A 19,176-nucleotide genomic window follows, 5' to 3' on the forward strand; every position below is an offset into this window, starting at 1 on the left:
CACCGCCCGGACGGTCAGTTCAGCAGCAGGCTTCCCGCGAGGATCAACGCCATCGCGCCGAGCACGCTGGCTAGGCAGCCGGCACGGTGGAAGCCCGCTGCCCCGCGATGGGTCAGCAAACCGGCGAGCAGCGATCCGCCGATGCCGAGCAGGATCGTTTCGAGCAGGGTCATGTCGACCGCGCCGGGATAGAACCAGCGCGCCAGGGCGCCGATGATCAGCCCGCCGATGATGGCTCCGATGATGTTCAGCATGTCTTAGGTGTTCCCCTTCTGCTCGATCGTCTTCACATGCCCGGCGATCCGCGGCTGGACGAAGCCCCACCAGATCGCGTTGTAGGCGACTCCGGTCCAGAAGAAGCCCTGCCGCGCCCAGTCCGGAAGGTCGGGAAGCGACACCAACCGGGCATAGACGGCCATGCTCGCCCAGAACCAGATCGCCCCGCCGATCGTCAGCGCGCGCTTGTGGCGGATTGCGAAACGCGCCGCCCGCCCGGTCAGATCTGCGGCCCCCACTTCGTTCGCCATCGCGATTCCCCCGCATGAAAATTGCGCACCCCCTTCATGATGATTCAAAGCTGGATTCGAAAGATTCAATCACCATATTTTTCTTCACAGATTGATTTTTGGGGTTGCGCCGCGCGCCAGCCAAGCAATTCCGGCGCGTCGCTGCGTTGCAGCGATGCAATACACCTCGCCTGACGGCGGCTCGGCAACGGTAAACGGCGATTTAACGCTTGCGCCCGATTCCCGCGATATGCACTATGGATAGTGGCTCTTCGGGGAGGAGCCCTCAAGACCTTGATCCAGGGATCGGCAGCGTTTCGGCGGTGTGCGGGCGGATTCGGGCCTTCGGGATGCTCTTCGCAAGCGCCGGCTGGGGACAAGTTGCGGATAAGTTTCGCGGGTCTCCGGGGGTTGGGAATGGTAGGCTGCATGCCTGCCCGACGACTCGAACAGGACGGTCGAACAGGCGGTGCGGCAAGGCCCGCCGGAACAGGGAGCGGGCACGAAATGGAATTCAGGAACGGGGACGAGCCGACGATGGACGAGCTGGACAATATGACCGACGACGCACCCACCGTCGAAAAGGCCGCGCCCAAGGCGAAGGCCAAGGATGCCGCCAAAGCAAAGGAAACGCCCGTGACCGCTACCAAGGAAGCCGCGCCCGAAGAGGCCGCGCTCCTCGCCGCCACCGACGCGATGGCCGAAGTGGCCAAGGCCGCGGCCGACGATCGCAACGATTCCAAGCGCGTCAATGCGCGCCGCTTCAACATCGTCACCGATCCCGCGCGCGACGAGAACCTGACCGAATTCGGCAAGGAAACGCTGACCGATCGCTACCTGCTGCCCGATGAGAGCTACCAGGACCTGTTCGCGCGCGTGGCCGATGCCTATGCCGACGACCAGGAGCACGCGCAGCGGCTCTACGACTACATCTCGAACCTGTGGTTCATGCCCGCCACGCCGGTCCTGTCGAACGGCGGCACCGGGCGCGGCCTGCCGATCTCGTGCTATCTCAACTCGGTCGAGGACAGCCTCGAAGGCATCGTCGGCACCTGGAACGAGAACGTCTGGCTCGCCTCCAAGGGCGGCGGCATCGGCACCTACTGGGGCAATGTCCGCGGCATCGGCGAGCCGGTCGGCCTCAACGGCAAGACTTCCGGCATCGTGCCGTTCGTGCGGGTGATGGATTCGCTCACGCTGGCGATCTCGCAGGGCTCGCTGCGGCGCGGCTCGGCGGCCTGCTACCTCGACGTCTCGCACCCGGAAATCGAGGAATTCCTCGAGATCCGCAAACCGGCGGGCGACTTCAACCGCAAGGCGCTGAACCTGCACCACGGCGTGTTGCTGACCGACGAGTTCATGGAAGCCGTCCGCGCGGGCTCCGAGTTCGAGCTCAAGTCGCCCAAGACCGGCGAAGTCCGCGCGACCGTCGATGCGCGTTCGCTGTTCCAGAAGCTGGTCGAAACCCGCCTCGCCACGGGCGAGCCCTACATCGTGTTCTCGGACACGGTGAACCGCATGATGCCCAAGCATCACCGCGATCTGGGGCTCAAGGTCTCGACCTCGAACCTGTGCTCGGAAATTACCCTGCCGACCGGGATCGACCATCTCGGCAACGATCGCACCGCGGTCTGCTGCCTGTCCTCGCTCAACCTGGAAAAATGGGACGAGTGGAACGGCGACAAGCAGTTCATCGAGGACGTGATGCGCATGCTCGACAACGTCCTGCAGGACTATATCGACCGCGCGCCCGACGAGATGCACCGCGCCAAGTATTCTGCGGAGCGCGAACGCAGCGTCGGCATGGGCGTGATGGGCTTCCACTCCTATCTCCAGTCCAAAGGCATCGGTTTCGAAAGCGCGATGGCCAAGGCGATGAACATGAAGATGTTCCAGCACATCAGCGCCAAGGCGAACGAGGCCAGCATGATGCTCGCCAAGGAACGCGGGCCGTGCCCCGACGCGGAAGAAATGGGCGCGATGGAGCGCTTCAGCTGCAAGATGGCGATCGCGCCGACCGCGTCGATCTCGATCATCTGCGGCGGCACCAGCGCCTGCATCGAGCCGATCCCGGCCAACATCTACACCCACAAGACGCTTTCGGGCAGCTTCGTGGTCAAGAACCCGTACCTCGAAAAGCTGCTCAAGAAGAAGAGCAAGGACACCAACAACGTCTGGAACTCGATCCTCCAGCACGAAGGCTCGGTCCAGCATCTCGACTTCCTCAGCCAGGAGGAGAAGGACGCCTACAAGACCAGCTTCGAGATCGACCAGCGCTGGCTGCTCGAATTCGCGGCCGATCGCGCGCCCTATATCGACCAGGCGCAGTCGCTGAACCTGTTCATCCCGGCCGACGTCGAGAAATGGGACCTGATGCAGCTGCACTTCCAGGCATGGGAGAAGGGCATCAAGTCGCTCTACTACCTCCGCTCGAAGAGCGTGCAGCGCGCGGGCTTCGCCGGCGGCGTGGAAGCCGACAACACCAAGGACGCGACCAAGTTCGAACTGCAGGCCGGTGCCGGCGGGCAGACCGATTACGAGGAATGCCTCGCTTGCCAGTGATCCTGCCCCGACGATGAGCAACCCTGCTCAACCAGACGACAGCGCCCCGCCGACCATCCGGATCGGTTGGGGCGCCGTCATTTTCATGATCCTCGCCGCGGTCGTGTGGCTGTTCGGCGTGTATGAATTCGACGCGCTGCTCGCGATCGACACGCAATGCGATAACGAGCGCTATTACGGGCGCGGGGCGGAACTGGCCGAAATCCTGCGCTGCTCGCTCGAGGCGGGGCCGCGCGGCTGGTTCTACATCGCGTGGCTGGCGAGCTTTCCGTTCCTCACGGTCACCTGGCTCGAGCGCAAGCTGCGCAAGGCGATGCTCGCGCGGCGCAACGTCACCCCGCGTGACTGAACGCGCTTGCGCACGGGCGCACCCCTCCTACATTTGCAGACGGGAGGCCCCGCGACCATGTATCTCGTCATCGCCATCGCCATTGTCGGCCTGCTCGCGCTCGGGTTGGTCGCGCACGGCGCGCGGATCCGGCGCATTCCCGAGCGCAGGGACCGCGCGGGGCGGTACTTCCTGCTGGGTGGCGCGCTGATGACCTTTTCCGCAGTGCTGCTCGTGCTCCAGCGTTCGGGGGCCTGAGCCGCCGCCATGCTCTGGCTGATCTTCTACGCGACCGGCTGCGCGCTTACCTTGTTCCTCGCCTATGCGATCGGGCTGGGCGCGGGGCGCCGGCGCCCCTTCTTCGGCTACGGCTTCGGGGTGGTGCTGCTCGCGCTGTCGATCTGGCTCGGCCTTCGCAGCGCCGAGATCGCGAGCCACATCTGGCCGGGCATTTTCGACTGGCCGTTCTGAACGGTTCGCCCCGACCAGGGGCCCCGGACATACGAAACCCGGCCTCGCGTCAGCGAGAGCCGGGCTCCTGTTGCTCCCGCTCCTCGCGGAGCGGCAGAAACGCTTATGCTTGGTCAGGCGCTTTCGACGGCCTTGGTCCCGAGTCCTTCGGGCAGGCGCGTCCCTTCCTTCATGTAGACGCGGTTGTCGTCGACCTTCTCCACGTCGTCCATCGACAGGAAGTGGTGCATGTCGTCCTTGCTGTCCGACTTGGTCAGCTTGATCTTGCCATCATCGACTTCGTCGACGGTGCCGAGATGCTGGCCCTTGCAGTCGGTGACTTCCATATGTTCCTTGATGCGAAACCGTTCGAGCATGATAAAATCCTTTCCGTTGAGGTGTTTGTCTAAATAACGGCTGAACGGGCGGGGACGTTCCTCGACTCGTCGACGCTCGTGCACGGGTCGTTTTCTGTGAGGCCGAAGCCACGGGTCACGGACACGAAAACGCCCCCTCCCGCGAAGGAAGGGGGCGCTCGATGGCCGCGGCGTCCACATACCGCGGCGGGGGAAGCTCCGGTCAGTCGTTGATGTCGCGGCTTTCACGGTCGAGCTGCGCCTGTTCGGGCGCGGCATCGTCGAGATCGTCGTCGGTGAGGTCGCCCTCGGCGGCATCGTCGACCAGCTGCTGGCGGACCTGCGCGTCTTCGGACGCCGAATCGTCCGATGCGTCTTCCGCCTTCGTCTGCGCGCTGCCGTAATCGGCCTGGCCGGTCTCGAACGCGCCGTCCTTGCGAGGCGACGGATCGGCGGGCGATTGCTTGGCTTGCTGCTGCGGCTGGCGCAGCTGGGTCTCGCCGCGATCGTTGTGCTCGGACCAGTCGTCGGACTGGTGCTGCTGCTGGATCAGCGGTTCGGACTGGTACTGCGCCGCGCCGCGATCGAGGTCGGAGGCTTCGAACCGCGCGTCGTTGTCGCGTGACTGCTCCTGCTGGAGGCCATCCTCGCCAACGTGGTCATCCTGTTTGCTCGGCGCCTGTTCGGGGTTGCGAATGGCGTCGTCGTCGAGCCGCTCGTGGGCACGGTCGAACTGTTCGGATTGGGTCGGCTTGTCGGCGAAGCGTTCGTCGCCCTTCTTCGGCTCGGCATTGCCATGGACGACGCGGCTGTCGGTGGGTTCGAGTTCGGACATTGGTCTTTCTCCATCGAGTTGGGATCTGCGTATCCCTGTGTTCACCCAACCGCGCGCGAGGGGGCGCGTTCCGGCGCTTTCGCCGTGCGGGATTAACCATGCGACGAACCGTGCCGCAGCCGTGGACAGCCCTGTTGGCAACCCCAAATCGCCCGTTTCATTACCGGCGCCGAATCACTATATCTGGAGGTCTGACACGCAAGGGGATCACAACATGTCGCTGCTCGAAGCCCGCAAGACCTACAAGCCGTTCGAATATCCGTGGGCTTACGACTTCTGGAAACGCCAGCAGCAGATCCACTGGATGCCCGAGGAAGTGCCGCTCGGCGAGGACTGCCGCGACTGGGCGCAGAAGCTCTCCGATCACGAGCGCAACCTGCTCACGCAGATCTTCCGCTTCTTCACCCAGGCCGATGTCGAGGTGCAGGATTGCTACCACGAGAAATACGGCCGCGTGTTCAAGCCGACCGAGATCAAGATGATGCTCGCCGCCTTCTCCAACATGGAGACGGTGCACATCGCGGCCTATTCGCACCTGCTCGACACGATCGGCATGCCCGAAAGCGAATACGGCATGTTCCTCGAATACGAGGAGATGAAGGACAAGCACGACTACCTGCAGGAATTCGGCGTCGACAATGACGAGGATATCGCCCGCACGCTGGCGATGTTCGGCGGCTTCACCGAAGGCCTCCAGCTGTTCGCCAGCTTCGCCATGCTGATGAACTTCCCGCGCTTCAACAAGATGAAGGGCATGGGCCAGATCGTCAGCTGGTCGGTGCGCGACGAGAGCCTCCACTGCGAAGGCATCACCCGCCTGTTCCACGCTTTCTGCAAGGAGCGCGACTGCCTCACCAAGTCGGTCAAGGAAGACATCCTCGACATGTGCCAGAAGACCGTGCGGCTCGAGGACGCGTTCATCGACCTCGCCTTCGAGGACGGCCCCGTTCCCGGGATGACGGCCAAGGAAATCAAGAAATACATCCGCTACATCGCGGACTGGCGCCTGGGCCAGCTCGGCCTGCCGAGCATCTACATGGTCGAGGACCACCCGCTCCCCTGGCTCGCCCCGCTGCTCAACGGCGTCGAGCACGCCAACTTCTTCGAAACCCGCGCCACCGAATATTCGAAGGGCGCGACCAAGGGGAACTGGCAGGACGTCTGGTCGAGCTTCGACAAGCGCCAGGGCGCCAAGGCGGCCAACGAGGAAGAAACCGCCGACGATGGTCCGGGGCTGTTCGAGGATGGTGCGAGCGAGAGTACGGGGGTCGCGGCCGAGTAGGGCGCTATTTCTACACTTGGCAGTACGGTAGCGTGCGAGCCCTATCGCGGGCGGTAGAACTGGGGCTTCGGCCCGCCCGTGTCGGGTGCGGTGCAAGGTCGATGGACAGCGCGTTCCCCTCCCGCATGCCGGGGCGGCAGACGGCCAAAGGCCAGCGGCTAGGCCTCTTCCTCACAGATCCGCGGTGCAGCTCAGCCTGCCCAGTGTGCGCGCCGATCCGGCGGCGGAGAAATCGTATTCGAAGCCCAGCACGCTGACGGTGATCGTGCGCGCGCGCATCAGCAGGCGAAGCTGGGCGGGGGTGATCGAGCCGCCGGCATAATTCACGACCACCTCGTCGCCCGCGCCATTGTCGCGACGCGCGGCCGTGCCGCCGTAATAGCCGCGGTCGCTGGTGCGGAAGGTGAAGGGGCCATCGCTGGTCGTGCCGCTGACGGTCAGTTCGACGCCCTCATTCGGTTCGTCGCGGAAGCCGAGCGTCTGTTCCTTGATCCGCCAGTTGACGAAACTCATGATCCCGAACGCGAGATAGGGGTATATTCCGTCGAGCGCGTCGCAGCCTGCGATGAGCAGGTAGGCCTTGCCCGGTTGCTGCACGAAGGCCTCTTCGCTGGGATCGCTACCCGAATACCAGCTGGCCTCCTGCGCGGCGGCGGGGGGTGCGACCAAGGTCGCCGCAGCGGCGAGCCCGGCGGTGAAACGCGAAATCATGGCAGTTTCCCTCTTTCGATCGTGGCGATTGCGGGAGAGGCTATGGCAGCCACCCGGAAATGACCACTGACGAACTCCGACAGGGCGGCGCGAACCGGGACCCGCACCGCGACCGCGATTTTCCTACTTCGCGGCGATCCGATAGACCGGGGTCATGTCTCGACACGCCGCCTTGAGCCGATCGACAGAAACGATCCAAGGCAGCGTTTGGTGCGGAAAGATTTTGTCGCCAGAACAGTGGTCCAGGCGGTCCAAGGCGGGCTTTGGCGGCGACGAACCGTTCAGCCGCACCAGCTGCGTCTGCCGCCACCCCATCGGTGCGCCAGCCCTTCGGCCACGAGCATCCCGCCGATGCTCTCCCCGCCGCGCGCCAGCACGCGCAGCTTGCGGCCGTAGCGGTCCGCGTCGCGGCCGTCGGGGTTGGGGCGCAGTTCGAACGGGGCCCCGTTGAGCAGCACGATCAGCCGCTCGGTCGCCTGCTGGCCGAGCCGCTCCTCGCGCGCGCAGCGGGGCTGCGAGATTTCGGGGGTGTCGATATCGGCGATGCGGATCTTGTCGCCCTCCAGCCAGATCGTGTCGCCATCGACCACGCAGGTGATGCGCACCGGGCCGGCGCAGCGGGCGAAATGCTTGCGGACGGTGTCCGCCCCGCTGGCCTCGGGGCTCGCGGCGTCGGCGGGCGGAAACCCGCCGAGAAACCAGACCGCGGTGAACGCCGCCAGCGGCAGCGCGAACAGGATCGGGCCGAGCCCGCGCGCGGCCTCGCGCCAGCCGGTCGCGGCGGCGTGGCGCGCGGGCGCTCGCCTGCGCCTGCCGGGGTCGAAGCGATGGATCGTGCCCATTGCGCAAACCTACTCGCGAGTGGTTAGCAAGCGGTTGCAATCCCCGCCGCCGCGGAGCGGCAGGCGTTCTCTCGCTGCTGTCGCGACGCCCGATCTTGCGCTATGTCCAAGGGGTTCAGGGTCGCATCGTCATGGGGGAATGACATGCGTTGGATACGAATCCTGCCGATCGCGCTGGCGGGCCTTGCGCTCGCCGCGCCGGGTCCCGCGCCCGTCGCCAAGGGCGCTCCGGGCAAGTGCAAGCAACCGCACGCGCCGGTGTTCAAGCTGGAGAAACCGCGCAAGCCGAGCTGCGCGATCGGGGGCAGCTGCACGCGGCGGCAGCTGGAAGCCTATGACGACGAGGTGCGCGATTTCCGCCGCGCGCTGCACTTCTATGGCGAGGAGCTCGACCTCTATTACAAGCGCGCCAACAAATTCCTCGGCTGCATGAGCGAACTCGACTGAGAACGGAGGCGCGCGGGGCTCACCAGCCCCAGGCGGCCGGCGGGGGCGCGACCGGTTCGCTGGCGTCGAACTCGGCGCGGAACAGGCGGGTGGGATCGTTGCGACGGGTGAGCTGGTAGGCGAAGCGCGCGCCGCGCGTGTCCGCCGGATCGACCTCGATCCGCCAGACATTGGTGAGCGAGGCGCTGAGGCCTTCGCGTTCGAACAGCGCGATCGAGTATGCATCGACCGGGAAGTCCTGCACCCGCGCGGTGCCGGCCGACAGCGTGTCGCCGCCATACTGGGTGACCGCGTCCTCGCTGCCGTCCTCGTGGCGGTGATCGTGCTTCAATCGCAGGCCGTCGGCGGTGCGGGTGACGATCCAGGTGCGGCTGCGGTTCCAGCCGTCTTCCGCCTCGTCGTCCGCGACATGGAAGGCGATCGCGATGCGCGTGTCCGAACATTCGGCCCAGTGCGCGATCATGCGCTTGTCGGCCCAGTCGGCATCGCGCTCGTCGGTACTGGCTAGTTCGCCTTCGTATGCATTCCCGCAATGGCTCGAGAGCGCGTCCCAGAACCGTTCCTGCGATAGCGGCAGCGGCTCGGTGCCCGGCAGCGTGGTGCAGCCAACGAGGGCGAGAGGGGCGGCGAGCGCGGCGAAGCGGGGGGCGGTGCGTGTCATGCGCGCGACGATAGGCGCATGGCGGGCGTTTTCCTACTCGCAAGTGTCGCGCTATTCTCGCGGCATGGCACACGGCATCCGCCATGTCTTCGACGCGCGCGATCGGCGCGGGGATGTCGCTGCGCGCGCGCCGCGCTTTTTCTCTCCTGGACAGTGTAACACCCGGTCCATGGCTCGGTTTTCCGCGGCCTGCGGTTGCGAAATGGCGCTTTGGTGTTATGCAATGCCAATACACCAAGGGAGAGCCATTGCATGATCCATCGTACCCTCGCCGCCGCGCTCGCGCTGCTCGCCGCCACCCCGCTCGCCGCGCAGGATGCGCCCGCCGAAGCACCCGCCGCCATGCCGACCGGCGAGGCCTTGAAGGCAGCGGTCGAGGCCAACGATGCGCGGCTGTTCTGGGGCTTCTTCGAAGGCTGCGACCCGGAACTGGTCGCCGACCTCGTCCACCCGGACTTCCGCATGCTGCACGACCTCGTCGGCATGCCCTCCGCCAGCGGCGCGGAGATGGTCGCCGGCGCGACCCGCAATTGCGACGCGCGCAAGCCCGGCGGCGCCAACGAAGGCTATCGCAACCGCCGCCTGTTCGTGCCCGGTTCGCGCCGCATCCAGCAGCTCGGCGACTGGGGCGTGCTCGAAGAAGGGCACCACACCTTCCACGAATGGCGCAGGGCGGCCAATGACGGTGCGGGCGGCTGGGTCCAGACCGGCGGCGGGCGCTATATCCACGTGTGGAAGTGGATGCCGGAGGAGGGCAGTTTCCGCCTGCTCGAAAGCCTGAGCCTCGATCACGGCCCCGCGCCCTCCTACCCGCCCGCGCTCGACTGACCCGGGCAAGGCCAGGGGGGGAAATCGGAACGGGCACAGCGGCGATCGGTTGGTCACACGGAAACAACAGGGAGAAGACCCATGACCGACGTCGAAGACATTGAAACGAAGAACCGCTTCCCCTGGCTGCTGGTCCTCGCCGCGCTGGCGGTGCTGGCGCTGATCTGGTGGCTCACCGCGGGCGATACCGACACCGAGCTGAGCGAAGAGCAGATCGAGACCGCGCAGGAGATCACGCCCGACGAGCTCGAGGCCGACACGGTCGATGCGACCAATCTCGAAGAAGCGACCCCGCCCGATGTCGTGGTCGAAGCCGAGGAGCCCTTCGACGGGGACGCGACGATCGCCGAACCGGTGGACGAAGCGCTAGAGCGAGAGGAATAGTCCGGCGAGCGCCGCGCTCATCAGGTTCGACAGCGAACCCGCGATGAGCGCGCGCACGCCAAGCTTGGCGATCATCGGGCGCTGGTTGGGCGCGAGGCCGCCGGTCACCGCCATCTGGATCGCGATCGACGAGAAGTTGGCGAAGCCGCACAGCGCGAAGGTGACCACCGCGATCGTGCGCTCGGAGAGTCCGCTGGCATCGGAGGCCGCCGCTGCGCCGAGATCGATGAAGGCGACGAATTCGTTGAGCACGACCTTGGTGCCGAAATAGCCGCCCGCCTGCACCGCCTCGGCCCAGTCGGGCGTCGCGAGCAGGTAGAAGAACGGCGCGAAGATGTAGCCGACGATCTGCTGGAAGGTCAGGTCGCCGTAACCGAACCAGCCGCCGATCCCGCCGAGCAACCCGTTGGCGAGCGCGATCAGCGCGACGAACGAGAGCACCATCGCGCCGACTGCGACCGCGAGCTTGACGCCGGTCTGCGCGCCCTGCGCGGCGGCCATGATCAGGTTGGCGGGCTTCTCGTCGTCGTGGTCGACCGCGACCGGCTCGTCGATCTCCTCGCGGTTCAATGCGGCGGCGGCGAGGCTGGGCGGGGCCTCATCCGCCTCGACCGGCTCGGCCCCGTCCTGCACCGCGGGAAGCGCGACCGGATCGGGCATGATCATCTTGGCCATCAGGATCCCGCCCGGCGCGCTCATGAAGGCGGCGGCGACGAGATAGTCGATGCGGATGCCCATGCTGGCATAGGCGGCGAGGATCGTGCCCGCGACGCCGGCCATGCCCACGCTCATCACGCAGAACAGCTGGCTCGGCGTGAGGCTGGCCAGATAGGGGCGGATCACCAGCGGGCTTTCGGACTGGCCGACGAAGATGTTCGAGGCGGCGCACAGGCTCTCCACCTTGGAGATGCCGGTGACCTTCTCGAGCCCGCCGCCGATCCACTTGATCACCAGCTGCATGATGCCGAGGTAGTACAGGATCGCGATCAGCGAGGCGAAGAAGATGATCACCGGCAGCGCCGCGATCGCGAAGCTGTTGCCGCCGATCTCGGGCGAGGCGAGCGGGCCGAAGATGAACTGCACGCCGGCGCCGGCATAGCCGAGCAGGTTCTCGACCCCCTTCGCCGCGCCCTGGAGGAGACGATTGCCGAGCGGCACGTAGAGCACAAGCGCCGCGAACCCGGCCTGCAGCAGGAAGGCCGCGCCGACCACGCGCAGGCGGATCGATTTGCGGTCCTTCGACAGCAGGAAGGCGAGCGCGAAGATCATCACGATCCCCAGCAGGCTGTAGACGATGGACATGGGTTCGGGGCTCCCCCTCAGAAGCGGCGTGCGTGTGGCGGACCGCTCTAGCGATGCATCGATGCAATGGCGAGCGTGGACGAGGGCATTTGTCACACTTTCCCGAGCGCGCGCCCTGCGCTATCGCCCCGCCATGGAACAGAACTCGACGATTGCCGCGCCTGCCACCCACCGTTCGCTCTTCGTGTTCTCGCTGATCTATGGCGGGATGACGGTGCTGGCGGGCTTCCTCGCCTACAAGCAATTCGCGATCGGCCCGCTGGCAGTCGAATCGGGCATCCTTGCCTTCCTCCTGCTGGTGGTGATCTCGAGCGCGATTTCCCAATTGCACGGCGAAAAGACCGCCAACCGGCTGGTGCTGTGGGGCTTCGTCCCGCTCGCGATCTCGATCGTGCTGATCGGACTGGTGCTGGCGCTGCCGGCCTCGCCCGACATGCCGGCGGACAATCTCGCCGCGTTCGAGAAGATCAATTCGCAGACCCCGCGGATCATGATTGCGGGACCGATCGCCTACGGCGTTTCGCTGCTGCTCAACGTCTACCTGTTCAACCGCCTGAGGGTGGGCAAGGGCGATGGTGCCGGTGCAGGGTCGATCATGGTGCGCGGCGCGATCGCCTCGGCGCTCAGCCAGGCGATCGACACGCTGATCTTCATCAGCGTGGCCTTCTACGGCGAATTCCCGATCACCGACCTGATTCTCGGCCAGATGCTCGCCAAGGTCGTGCTCAGCCTCGTGCTGGTGCCGTTCCTGATCCAGTTCGCGGTCGGCTGGGGCCGCGCGCTCGACAAGAACCCCGCATGACCGGGCAGGCGACCGACCTGGGGCCCGACGGAGCGCAGGCCAAGGCCGCGACGCTGATGGAGGCGCTGCCCTATCTGCAGCGCTATGCCGGGCGCACCTTCGTGGTGAAATATGGCGGCCACGCGATGGGCGACGAGGATGCAGCTTCCGCCTTTGCGCGCGACGTCGTGCTGTTGAAGCAGGTCGGGATCGATCCGGTGGTCGTCCATGGCGGCGGGCCGCAGATCGGCGCGATGCTCGAGCGGCTCGGGCACGAGAGCGAGTTCGTCGACGGGCTGCGCGTCACCGACGAGACCACTGCGGAGATCGCCGAGATGGTGCTCTCGGGCGCGATCAACAAATCGATCGTCGCGCGAATCCAGGATGCCGGGGGCAAGGCGATCGGCCTGTCGGGCAAGGACGGGCGGCTGGTCCAGGCGAAGAAGCTCGAGCGCACGAAGCGCGACCCCGACAGCAATATCGAACGGGTCGTCGACCTGGGCTTCGTGGGCGAGCCCGAGACGGTCGATACCGCGGTGATCCGGACCGCGCGCGATGCGGGGATGATCCCGGTGATCGCGCCGGTCGCGTCGGGTGCCGACGGCAAGACCTACAACATCAACGCCGACACGATGGCGGGCGCGATCGCGGGTGCGCTGGGCGCCGCGCGACTGCTGCTGCTGACCGACGTGACCGGGGTGAAGGATGCCCACGGCGAACTCGTGCCCGAACTATCGCCCGCCGATATCGAGCGGCTCACCGCCGAAGGGACCATCACCGGCGGGATGATTCCCAAGCTCGAGACCTGCACCGCTGCGCTCGACGCCGGGTGCGAGGCCGCGGTGATCCTCGACGGGCGTGTGCGCCACGCGATGCTGCTCGAATTCTTCACCGCCAGCGGCGCGGGCACGCTGGTGCGGTCGCAAGGCTAGACGGGGTGGCGTCGGGCGTGTCGCACGACTAAGACAGGCCCCACACCTTCAAGCAAATCGGAAATTGACGCATGGAAGCCCTCGTTGCCATTTACCAGATCGTCGACATGCTCGCGACGATCTTCATCTGGCTGATCATCATCCAGTTCGTGATCGGCCTGCTGTTCGCGTTCAATGTGATCAATTCGTCGAACCAGTTCCTCGCCAGCTTCTACACCTCGATCAACAATTTCCTCGAACCGGTGCTCGGCCCGATCCGGCGGCGCCTGCCCGAAACGGGCGGGATCGATTTCTCCCCGCTGGTGGTGATCATCGGGTTGCAGGTCCTGCTGATCGTGCTCGCCGCCGTGCTCAGGAGCGCAACTTGACCGAGAAGCGCATCGACGGGAAAGCCTTTGCCGCGCGCCTGCGCGAACGGATCGGCGAACGCGCGGCCGAATTCGCCGCGAAGGCGGGCCGCAAGCCCGGCCTCGCGGTGGTGCTGGTCGGCGAGGACCCGGCGAGCCATGTCTATGTTCGCAACAAGCACAAGGCGACCGTCGAGGCGGGAATGGAAAGCTTCGAGCACCGCCTGCCCGCCGAGACTTCGCAAGACGCGCTGCTCGATCTCGTCGAACAGCTCAATCTCGACGACAAGGTCGATGGTATCCTCGTGCAATTGCCACTGCCCGACCATCTCGACGAACAGTCGGTGATCGCCGCGATCGCGCCCGACAAGGACGTCGACGGCTTCCACGTCGTCAATGCCGGAAGGCTCGCGACGGGCGGCGAGGGCTTCGTGCCCTGCACGCCCTATGGTTGCATCATGCTCCTCAAGGATCGCCTCGGCGATTTGTCGGGCAAGGACGCGGTGGTGATTGGGCGCAGCAATATCGTCGGCAAGCCGATGGCGCAGCTGCTGCTCAACGAAAACGCCACCGTCACCATTGCCCACAGCCGTACCAAGGACCTGCCCGAAGTCGTTCGCCGCGCCGATATCGTCGTCGCCGCGGTGGGCCGCGCCGAGATGGTCAAGGGCGACTGGATCAAGCCGGGCGCGGTGGTGATCGACGTCGGGATCAACCGGATCGAACGCGGCGAGGGCGAGAAGGCCAGGCTGGTCGGCGATGTCGATTATGCCGGTGCCGAAGAGAATGCTTCCGCGATCACGCCGGTGCCGGGCGGCGTCGGCCCGATGACGATCGCAGTCCTGCTGCGCAACACGCTGGTCGCCGCGCATCGGCGCGAGGGACTCGCGTTCGAGGAAGCGGGCCTGTGAGGGGCGGAAGCGCCGTCGCCGCACTCGCGACCCTGACGCTCGCGGCATGCACGATGGGGCCGGACTACAAGAACATGCCCGGATACGGCCAGGGCTCGGGCGAGCGGATCGACGGCTCGCGGCTGGGCGGCTACGCCAATCCGTCCGAAGTCGCGGCCACCGATATCGCCTTCTCGCGCGCCGCGCGCGACGAGGGGCAGTGGACCGCGTTCCGCCGCTTTGCCGCCGATGGCGCGGTGATCCATGGCCGCAACGGCCCGATCGATGCCGATCCGTGGCTTGCCGCACAGGACGATCCGCCTGCGCCGGTGCAATGGACCCCGACCGCCGTGTGGTCGAGCTGCGACGGTTCGGTGGCGGTAACGCAGGGCAAGTTCGCCGAGCCCGAAGGCCAGTGGGGTTATTACGTCACCGTGTGGGAGCGCCAGCGCGACGGTCGCTATCGCTGGGTCTACGACATGGGTGCCCCCGACGACCAGTTGACCGCCGCCGAGAATGCGCGCCGCGACAGCACGCCGACCGGCGAGAACGCGATCGTCATCCGCGCGATCGAGGCGATCGAAGGCCGGGTGGCGGATTGTCCGAGTGCGAGTGCTCTCCCCGATCCTCGGCCACCCCTCGTTCCGGTTGATTTGGCAGCCGAGGGCCAGAATTCCTCGAGAGATCGAACGCTCGCATGGAACTGGAGCCAGCTGAACACCGGTCGTCGGCTCTTCGATGTCCGTCTGTTCAAGGATGGTAAGTTCGAAACCGTTTTCGGCTTCGAAGTCGACCCAGACGGAAAGCACGTGCCCGACCAATGATCGAACTCTTCGTCTCCGCCTTCATCACGCTGTTCGTGGTCATCGACCCGCCCGGCTGCGCGCCGATCTATGCCGGGCTGACCAAGGGCGCGACCCCGGGTCAGGCGCGCGCGATGGCGATTCGCGCCTGCCTGATCGCGGCGGTGATCCTGCTGATCTTCGCGATGTTCGGCGAGGACCTCCTCGGTGCGCTTCACATCGAGCTCGACAGTTTCCGCATAGCGGGCGGGCTGATGCTGTTCTTCATTGCCTTCGAGATGGTGTTCGAGAAGCGCACCCAGCGGCGGGAAGAACGTGCCGAGAAGGTCGCCGCCACGCCCGAAGTCGAGGACGTCTCGGTCTTCCCGATGGCGATGCCGATGCTCGCCGGTCCCGGCGCGATCGCGGCGATCATGCTGCTGATGAACGAGGCCGAGACGATCGAGGAATCCGGCGTGGTGCTCGGCGCGCTGGCTGCGGTGCTGCTCATCACGATGATCGCGCTGATCGCCGCGCGCCCGCTGATCCGCTTGCTCGGCGACCGGGTCGAGGCGGTGATTACCCGCCTGCTCGGCGTGCTGCTCGCGGCATTGGCCGCGCAATACGTCATCGACGGCCTGCGCGGCGCGTTTGCGGTGTGATTACTGCAGCGTGACGCGGCCTTCGTCGCCGTCACGCTTGCCGTAGAACTGCATCAGCTGGACGAGCAGCTCGCAGCGTGACGCGAGGTCGTCGGCCTCGAGCAGCGCCTGCTTGCTCGCATGGTCGAACGGCGCGATCTGGCTGACCCCGTCGATCAGCGTCTCGTCGTCGAGTTGCGAGACCGAGCCCCAGTCGACCGAATAGCCCTGCGCATCGGCAAAGCGCCGCGCCTCGCGCTCGAAATCGGCGCGCGCGATGGCGCTCAGCGTCTGGTGCGAAGGGTCTTCGATCAGCTCGCCCGTGACCTGCCGGTATTGGGTGGTGACGTCGAGTTCCTCGACCACCGCGAAGCGCGACACGCCTTCGAGCACGATGTCGAAGCGGCCGTCCTGGGTCGTCTCGACATCGCCGATCCGCCCGATGCAGCCGACCTTGAACAGCGGCGAGCCTTCCTCTGGCCGTTCGGGCTGGATCATCCCGATCTGCCGGTTGCGGGCAAGCGCATCGGTCACCAGCGCGCGGTAGCGAGGCTCGAAGATGTGGAGCGGCAATTGCAGGCCGGGAAACAGGATCGCTCCCGGGAGCGGGAAGATCGAGATGCGCTGAGTGGCCATGCCTGTTCGAACGGGGCCTATCCGAACAGGATCAGCGAGAGCTGGCGGCGCTTGTCCGCTACCCACGGATCCTCGAGCCCGACCGCCTCGAAGATCTGCAGCAGCTTGGCCTTGGCCGCACCGTCGTTCCATTCGGGCTCGTCGCGCACGATAGAAAGCAGCGTGTCGGCCGCGGCATCGCGATCCCCGGCGGCGAACGCCTTTTCGGCGTAATCGAACTTCTCCTGCGCCCCGCCCGCTTCGGCCGCGCTGCGCGCCGCGTCGAGTTCGCCGCTGTCGACTTCCTCGCCCGCCAGCTCGATCGCGCTCCTGGCCTGCGTGATCGCCGGGTCTTCGGCGATCTCGAGCGGGACCGCGTCGAGCGCGACCTGCGCCTTGTCCTTAAGCCCGGCGAGCGCCAGCGCGCGGATCAACCCGCCCTGCGCCGCGGCGCTGTCGGGCTTCATCTCGACGATCTGCGCGAAGATACCCGCCGCGCGTTCGGCATCGCCGCTCGCCAGCACTTCCTCGCCCATCTCGACCAGCGGGCCGATATCCTGCTGCTGTTCGCCGCCCTGGGCGCCGTCGCCGATCGGCAATTGCGACAGGATCTGGTCGAGCGTCTGCTTCAGCTGCGATTCGCTGCGCGCCTTGGTCAGGTCCGCCACAGGCTGGCCCTGGAACATGGCGTAGATCGTCGGGATCGACTGGACCTGGAACTGGCTGGCGATGAACTTTTCCTGGTCGACATCGACTTTCTTCAGCACCACGCCCTTGTCGGCATATTCGGCCGCGACCTTCTCCAGCATCGGGGCGATCGCCTTGCACGGCCCGCACCAGTCGGCGTAGAAATCGAGGATGACGAGGTTCGTCATCGAGGGTTCGACGACGTCTTTCTTGAAACGTTCGACGGCTTTCTGTTCGTCGAGATTGAGACCCATGCTGGCCAAGGAATTTCCCCTGTTGGATTGGTGTGCGCCCTATTTGGCCATTCTCGCCCGTTTGTGAAGGGCGGGTTCGGTCACCTGCGACCGGCGGCGCGACAAAAGCGTCATTTTTGGGCTTGATAGGGTGCGGGACCGCTGCTAACTGCGCGCCTCCCACGACGGGCACGACCCGTCGATCCGATGGAATTGCGGGCGTAGCTCAGGGGTAGAGCACAACCTTGCCAAGGTTGGGGTCGGGCGTTCGAATCGCCTCGCCCGCTCCATCGAACCTCCCGGAAAATTCAGCCTTTCGCGTCGACCTGTTCGGCGACGTCGAGGATATGTGCGACGAATCCGTCGGGATCGTCCTCCTGGATGAAGTGCCCGCCCCTCAGCAGGCCGTGCGACTGGTCGCGCGCGCCGGGAACGCGGTCGATGAACCGGTTGTGCCCGCCGCGGGTGATCGGGTCCTTGTCCGAAAAGCAGCACCGGAACGGCTTGTCCCAGTGTTCGAGCACGCCCCAGGCGCGCTGCTGGTCGGGCACCGCGACGTTCTCGCCCATCGGGACGAGCGAGGGAAGCATGCGGGCGCCGGCCTTCGCCTTGCGCACCGGGAACGGCGCATCATAGGCCGCGACTTCGGCATCGCTGAGGGCCCGTCGGCTGGCGCGCTGGACGATTCCGCCGATCGGGAAAACCGGGCTCCACTTGGCGAATTTGCGCCATTTGACGAAGGCCCTGGGCGGGGTCTGCCCGGCGGGCAGGCCGCCATTCGAAAGCACGACAGCGGAAAAGCGGTCGGGTACTTCGGCTAGGACGCGCAGGCCGATCAGCGATCCCCAGTCCTGACAGACGAGGATCGCACCTTTCAGGTCGACCGCCTCGACCCATTCGCGCATCCACGCGACCATTGCGGCATAGGTGAAGTCGGAGCGCGAGAGCGGCTTGTCCGACCGACCGAAGCCCGGCAGGTCGGGTGCGAGCACGCGATAGCCGGCCTCGACCACCGGGCCGATCATCTTGCGGTAGAGATACGACCAACTCGGCTCACCGTGCATCATCAGCACAGGGCGCGCGGTTCGCGGACCCTCGTCCACATGGTGGATCCGGAGGCCCGAGGTCAATTCGGTGTAGTGGGGGGCGAAGGGCCAGTCGGGCAGGCCCTCGAAGCGATGGTCTGGCGTCCGGTAGGTCTTCACGTATCGGCCTTGCCGTCCCCGTCCACATCGACGCCGTCATGCGCGCGCGCTGCTTCGGCCAGCCCTTCGGCGCGGCCTTCCGCGCGCGCCTTCTCGAGCTCGGCCTCGCGCGTTTCGGCGCGCGCCTCGTTGGCCTCGACTTCGCCCTCGCGGCGGGCGCGCACGACCTTCCAGCTTTCGACGACATGGCCATAGGCGAACACCATCAGCAGCCCGCCGGCGACCGCGGCGTTCTTCATCGCGATCTGGACCTGCGCCGGATCGTTGAAGTCGTTGTGGAAGAACAGGATCGTGAGGATCGTGAAGCCGAACAGCGCGAGCGACGCGATCCGGGTGCCGAAGCCCAGCGCGATCGCGAGGCCGGCGACGACCTCGAACGTAGCGACCACCCAGACCAGCGAGGGCGAGAAGCCCTGCGAAGCGAGCATCTGTTCGGCCCCGCTCGGATCGATGAACTTGTTCGCGCCGGCGGCGACGAACAGGATCGCGATCAGGATACGCCCGATAATGGCTGCGATGGTGGCCATGATATTCTCCCCGTTGCCCCCGGTATACCGACCCTCAACGAA

26 protein-coding genes and 1 tRNA gene are annotated in these 19,176 nt (G+C 66.1%); 15 read left to right on the forward strand and 12 right to left on the reverse strand.

Going from position 1 to position 19,176, the window contains the following annotated elements; genetic code table 11:
- Positions 1-14 precede the first annotated feature (14 nt).
- Together IEW49_RS01180 and IEW49_RS01185 are read right to left on the reverse strand one after the other, a co-directional pair.
- Positions 15-254 carry a GlsB/YeaQ/YmgE family stress response membrane protein gene (locus tag IEW49_RS01180; RefSeq protein WP_188640963.1) on the reverse strand — a complete coding sequence of 80 codons (240 nt, stop codon included), beginning with the start codon at positions 252-254 and terminating at the stop codon, positions 15-17.
- 3 nt (positions 255-257) lie between these two features.
- Positions 258-527 (reverse strand): hypothetical protein, encoded by a 270-nt coding sequence (locus IEW49_RS01185; protein ID WP_188640964.1) that lies wholly within the window; start codon positions 525-527, stop codon positions 258-260.
- 486 nt (positions 528-1,013) lie between these two features.
- Between IEW49_RS01185 and IEW49_RS01190 the strand changes: the two genes are divergently transcribed.
- From IEW49_RS01190 to IEW49_RS01205, 4 genes are read left to right on the forward strand one after another with little or no spacing between them, the layout of a single operon-like run.
- Positions 1,014-3,068 carry a ribonucleoside-diphosphate reductase subunit alpha gene (locus tag IEW49_RS01190; RefSeq protein ID WP_373282451.1) on the forward strand — a complete coding sequence of 685 codons (2,055 nt, stop codon included), beginning with the start codon at positions 1,014-1,016 and terminating at the stop codon, positions 3,066-3,068.
- Between the two features lie 13 nt (positions 3,069-3,081).
- Positions 3,082-3,417: a hypothetical protein gene (locus IEW49_RS01195; protein ID WP_188640965.1), complete on the forward strand. Its 336-nt coding sequence runs from the start codon at positions 3,082-3,084 to the stop codon at positions 3,415-3,417.
- Positions 3,418-3,474: 57 nt separating this feature from the next.
- A complete protein-coding gene (locus IEW49_RS01200) occupies positions 3,475-3,654 on the forward strand; it encodes a hypothetical protein (protein WP_188640966.1) in 180 nt (59 codons plus the stop codon).
- Between the two features lie 9 nt (positions 3,655-3,663).
- Positions 3,664-3,867 carry a hypothetical protein gene (locus IEW49_RS01205; protein ID WP_188640967.1) on the forward strand — a complete coding sequence of 68 codons (204 nt, stop codon included), beginning with the start codon at positions 3,664-3,666 and terminating at the stop codon, positions 3,865-3,867.
- Positions 3,868-3,980: 113 nt separating this feature from the next.
- Here IEW49_RS01205 and IEW49_RS01210 read toward each other — a convergent pair whose 3' ends face one another.
- Positions 3,981-4,223, reverse strand: coding sequence for a DUF2171 domain-containing protein (locus IEW49_RS01210; RefSeq protein WP_188640968.1), 243 nt, complete (start codon positions 4,221-4,223; stop codon positions 3,981-3,983).
- Between the two features lie 202 nt (positions 4,224-4,425).
- Positions 4,426-5,037 (reverse strand): hypothetical protein, encoded by a 612-nt coding sequence (locus IEW49_RS01215; RefSeq protein ID WP_188640969.1) that lies wholly within the window; start codon positions 5,035-5,037, stop codon positions 4,426-4,428.
- A 214-nt stretch (positions 5,038-5,251) separates the two neighbouring features.
- Here IEW49_RS01215 and IEW49_RS01220 point away from each other — a divergent pair, with 214 nt between their 5' ends.
- A complete protein-coding gene (locus tag IEW49_RS01220) occupies positions 5,252-6,319 on the forward strand; it encodes a ribonucleotide-diphosphate reductase subunit beta (protein WP_188640970.1) in 1,068 nt (355 codons plus the stop codon).
- A gap of 171 nt (positions 6,320-6,490) precedes the next feature.
- Here IEW49_RS01220 and IEW49_RS01225 read toward each other — a convergent pair whose 3' ends face one another.
- Both IEW49_RS01225 and IEW49_RS01230 read right to left on the reverse strand, forming a co-directional pair.
- Positions 6,491-7,030, reverse strand: a complete 540-nt coding sequence (locus IEW49_RS01225; RefSeq protein WP_188640971.1) for a hypothetical protein — start codon at positions 7,028-7,030, stop codon at positions 6,491-6,493.
- A gap of 281 nt (positions 7,031-7,311) precedes the next feature.
- Positions 7,312-7,872 (reverse strand): thermonuclease family protein, encoded by a 561-nt coding sequence (locus IEW49_RS01230; protein WP_188640972.1) that lies wholly within the window; start codon positions 7,870-7,872, stop codon positions 7,312-7,314.
- 144 nt (positions 7,873-8,016) lie between these two features.
- Between IEW49_RS01230 and IEW49_RS01235 the strand changes: the two genes are divergently transcribed.
- Positions 8,017-8,319, forward strand: coding sequence for a hypothetical protein (locus IEW49_RS01235; RefSeq protein WP_188640973.1), 303 nt, complete (start codon positions 8,017-8,019; stop codon positions 8,317-8,319).
- 19 nt (positions 8,320-8,338) lie between these two features.
- On the opposite strand, the gene IEW49_RS01240 is transcribed toward IEW49_RS01235, so the two are convergent.
- A complete protein-coding gene (locus IEW49_RS01240) occupies positions 8,339-8,980 on the reverse strand; it encodes a hypothetical protein (RefSeq protein ID WP_229658031.1) in 642 nt (213 codons plus the stop codon).
- Positions 8,981-9,232: 252 nt separating this feature from the next.
- Between IEW49_RS01240 and IEW49_RS01245 the strand changes: the two genes are divergently transcribed.
- Both IEW49_RS01245 and IEW49_RS01250 read left to right on the forward strand, forming a co-directional pair.
- The gene (locus tag IEW49_RS01245; protein WP_188640974.1) at positions 9,233-9,808 is read left to right on the forward strand and encodes a DUF4440 domain-containing protein; all 576 of its coding nucleotides are present in this window, start codon (positions 9,233-9,235) and stop codon (positions 9,806-9,808) included.
- Between the two features lie 81 nt (positions 9,809-9,889).
- The gene (locus tag IEW49_RS01250; RefSeq protein WP_188640975.1) at positions 9,890-10,192 is read left to right on the forward strand and encodes a hypothetical protein; all 303 of its coding nucleotides are present in this window, start codon (positions 9,890-9,892) and stop codon (positions 10,190-10,192) included.
- On the opposite strand, the gene IEW49_RS01255 is transcribed toward IEW49_RS01250, so the two are convergent.
- Positions 10,175-11,494: a NupC/NupG family nucleoside CNT transporter gene (locus tag IEW49_RS01255; RefSeq protein ID WP_188640976.1), complete on the reverse strand. Its 1,320-nt coding sequence runs from the start codon at positions 11,492-11,494 to the stop codon at positions 10,175-10,177. The two genes, IEW49_RS01250 and IEW49_RS01255, sit on opposite strands and share 18 nt — an antisense overlap.
- Before the next feature lie 133 nt (positions 11,495-11,627).
- Here IEW49_RS01255 and IEW49_RS01260 point away from each other — a divergent pair, with 133 nt between their 5' ends.
- The 6 genes from IEW49_RS01260 (at position 11,628) to IEW49_RS01285 (ending at position 15,888) form a co-directional block, all read left to right on the forward strand.
- On the forward strand, positions 11,628-12,296 hold the full coding sequence (locus IEW49_RS01260; protein ID WP_188640977.1) for a queuosine precursor transporter: 669 nt from the start codon (positions 11,628-11,630) through the stop codon (positions 12,294-12,296).
- Positions 12,293-13,207, forward strand: a complete 915-nt coding sequence (argB, locus tag IEW49_RS01265) for an acetylglutamate kinase (RefSeq protein WP_188640978.1) — start codon at positions 12,293-12,295, stop codon at positions 13,205-13,207. The genes IEW49_RS01260 and argB overlap by 4 nt, the downstream gene beginning before the upstream one ends.
- 71 nt (positions 13,208-13,278) lie before the next feature.
- Positions 13,279-13,575, forward strand: a complete 297-nt coding sequence (locus IEW49_RS01270; RefSeq protein WP_188640979.1) for a YggT family protein — start codon at positions 13,279-13,281, stop codon at positions 13,573-13,575.
- Positions 13,572-14,465 carry a bifunctional methylenetetrahydrofolate dehydrogenase/methenyltetrahydrofolate cyclohydrolase FolD gene (gene folD / locus IEW49_RS01275; protein ID WP_188640980.1) on the forward strand — a complete coding sequence of 298 codons (894 nt, stop codon included), beginning with the start codon at positions 13,572-13,574 and terminating at the stop codon, positions 14,463-14,465. The genes IEW49_RS01270 and folD overlap by 4 nt, the downstream gene beginning before the upstream one ends.
- Complete coding sequence (locus IEW49_RS01280) at positions 14,462-15,268, forward strand: Cif family virulence factor (RefSeq protein WP_188640981.1); 807 nt, start codon at positions 14,462-14,464, stop codon at positions 15,266-15,268. The genes folD and IEW49_RS01280 overlap by 4 nt, the downstream gene beginning before the upstream one ends.
- Positions 15,265-15,888 (forward strand): MarC family protein, encoded by a 624-nt coding sequence (locus tag IEW49_RS01285; protein ID WP_188640982.1) that lies wholly within the window; start codon positions 15,265-15,267, stop codon positions 15,886-15,888. Before IEW49_RS01280 ends, IEW49_RS01285 begins: the two co-directional genes overlap by 4 nt.
- On the opposite strand, the gene IEW49_RS01290 is transcribed toward IEW49_RS01285, so the two are convergent.
- Together IEW49_RS01290 and IEW49_RS01295 are read right to left on the reverse strand one after the other, a co-directional pair.
- The gene (locus IEW49_RS01290; protein WP_188640983.1) at positions 15,889-16,503 is read right to left on the reverse strand and encodes an LON peptidase substrate-binding domain-containing protein; all 615 of its coding nucleotides are present in this window, start codon (positions 16,501-16,503) and stop codon (positions 15,889-15,891) included.
- A gap of 17 nt (positions 16,504-16,520) precedes the next feature.
- The gene (locus IEW49_RS01295) at positions 16,521-17,423 is read right to left on the reverse strand and encodes a tetratricopeptide repeat protein (RefSeq protein ID WP_188643040.1); all 903 of its coding nucleotides are present in this window, start codon (positions 17,421-17,423) and stop codon (positions 16,521-16,523) included.
- Positions 17,424-17,617: 194 nt separating this feature from the next.
- Here IEW49_RS01295 and IEW49_RS01300 point away from each other — a divergent pair.
- A tRNA-Gly gene (locus IEW49_RS01300) sits at positions 17,618-17,692 on the forward strand.
- Positions 17,693-17,710: 18 nt separating this feature from the next.
- On the opposite strand, the gene IEW49_RS01305 is transcribed toward IEW49_RS01300, so the two are convergent.
- Positions 17,711-18,607 (reverse strand): haloalkane dehalogenase, encoded by an 897-nt coding sequence (locus tag IEW49_RS01305; RefSeq protein ID WP_188640984.1) that lies wholly within the window; start codon positions 18,605-18,607, stop codon positions 17,711-17,713.
- On the reverse strand, positions 18,604-19,134 hold the full coding sequence (locus IEW49_RS01310; RefSeq protein WP_188640985.1) for a DoxX family protein: 531 nt from the start codon (positions 19,132-19,134) through the stop codon (positions 18,604-18,606). Before IEW49_RS01310 ends, IEW49_RS01305 begins: the two co-directional genes overlap by 4 nt.
- Positions 19,135-19,176 lie beyond the last annotated feature (42 nt).

This window comes from Pseudoblastomonas marina (assembly GCF_014641655.1).
GTDB lineage: Bacteria > Pseudomonadota > Alphaproteobacteria > Sphingomonadales > Sphingomonadaceae > Alteriqipengyuania_A > Alteriqipengyuania_A marina.

Bases quoted from the DNA above. Each gene is read 5' to 3' on its own strand.
- argB (WP_188640978.1), top strand. From the start codon at position 12,293: ATGACCGGGCAGGCGACCGACCTGGGGCCCGACGGAGCGCAGGCCAAG.
- IEW49_RS01290 (WP_188640983.1), bottom strand. From the start codon at position 16,503: ATGGCCACTCAGCGCATCTCGATCTTCCCGCTCCCGGGAGCGATCCTG.
- IEW49_RS01185 (WP_188640964.1), bottom strand. From the start codon at position 527: ATGGCGAACGAAGTGGGGGCCGCAGATCTGACCGGGCGGGCGGCGCGT.
- IEW49_RS01200 (WP_188640966.1), top strand. From the start codon at position 3,475: ATGTATCTCGTCATCGCCATCGCCATTGTCGGCCTGCTCGCGCTCGGG.
- IEW49_RS01270 (WP_188640979.1), top strand. From the start codon at position 13,279: ATGGAAGCCCTCGTTGCCATTTACCAGATCGTCGACATGCTCGCGACG.
- IEW49_RS01180 (WP_188640963.1), bottom strand. From the start codon at position 254: ATGCTGAACATCATCGGAGCCATCATCGGCGGGCTGATCATCGGCGCC.
- IEW49_RS01255 (WP_188640976.1), bottom strand. From the start codon at position 11,494: ATGTCCATCGTCTACAGCCTGCTGGGGATCGTGATGATCTTCGCGCTC.
- IEW49_RS01235 (WP_188640973.1), top strand. From the start codon at position 8,017: ATGCGTTGGATACGAATCCTGCCGATCGCGCTGGCGGGCCTTGCGCTC.
- IEW49_RS01190 (WP_373282451.1), top strand. From the start codon at position 1,014: ATGGAATTCAGGAACGGGGACGAGCCGACGATGGACGAGCTGGACAAT.
- IEW49_RS01245 (WP_188640974.1), top strand. From the start codon at position 9,233: ATGATCCATCGTACCCTCGCCGCCGCGCTCGCGCTGCTCGCCGCCACC.
- IEW49_RS01250 (WP_188640975.1), top strand. From the start codon at position 9,890: ATGACCGACGTCGAAGACATTGAAACGAAGAACCGCTTCCCCTGGCTG.
- IEW49_RS01295 (WP_188643040.1), bottom strand. From the start codon at position 17,423: ATGGGTCTCAATCTCGACGAACAGAAAGCCGTCGAACGTTTCAAGAAA.
- IEW49_RS01260 (WP_188640977.1), top strand. From the start codon at position 11,628: ATGGAACAGAACTCGACGATTGCCGCGCCTGCCACCCACCGTTCGCTC.
- IEW49_RS01195 (WP_188640965.1), top strand. From the start codon at position 3,082: ATGAGCAACCCTGCTCAACCAGACGACAGCGCCCCGCCGACCATCCGG.
- IEW49_RS01240 (WP_229658031.1), bottom strand. From the start codon at position 8,980: ATGACACGCACCGCCCCCCGCTTCGCCGCGCTCGCCGCCCCTCTCGCC.
- IEW49_RS01225 (WP_188640971.1), bottom strand. From the start codon at position 7,030: ATGATTTCGCGTTTCACCGCCGGGCTCGCCGCTGCGGCGACCTTGGTC.
- IEW49_RS01210 (WP_188640968.1), bottom strand. From the start codon at position 4,223: ATGCTCGAACGGTTTCGCATCAAGGAACATATGGAAGTCACCGACTGC.
- IEW49_RS01310 (WP_188640985.1), bottom strand. From the start codon at position 19,134: ATGGCCACCATCGCAGCCATTATCGGGCGTATCCTGATCGCGATCCTG.
- IEW49_RS01215 (WP_188640969.1), bottom strand. From the start codon at position 5,037: ATGTCCGAACTCGAACCCACCGACAGCCGCGTCGTCCATGGCAATGCC.
- IEW49_RS01205 (WP_188640967.1), top strand. From the start codon at position 3,664: ATGCTCTGGCTGATCTTCTACGCGACCGGCTGCGCGCTTACCTTGTTC.
- IEW49_RS01285 (WP_188640982.1), top strand. From the start codon at position 15,265: ATGATCGAACTCTTCGTCTCCGCCTTCATCACGCTGTTCGTGGTCATC.
- IEW49_RS01220 (WP_188640970.1), top strand. From the start codon at position 5,252: ATGTCGCTGCTCGAAGCCCGCAAGACCTACAAGCCGTTCGAATATCCG.
- IEW49_RS01230 (WP_188640972.1), bottom strand. From the start codon at position 7,872: ATGGGCACGATCCATCGCTTCGACCCCGGCAGGCGCAGGCGAGCGCCC.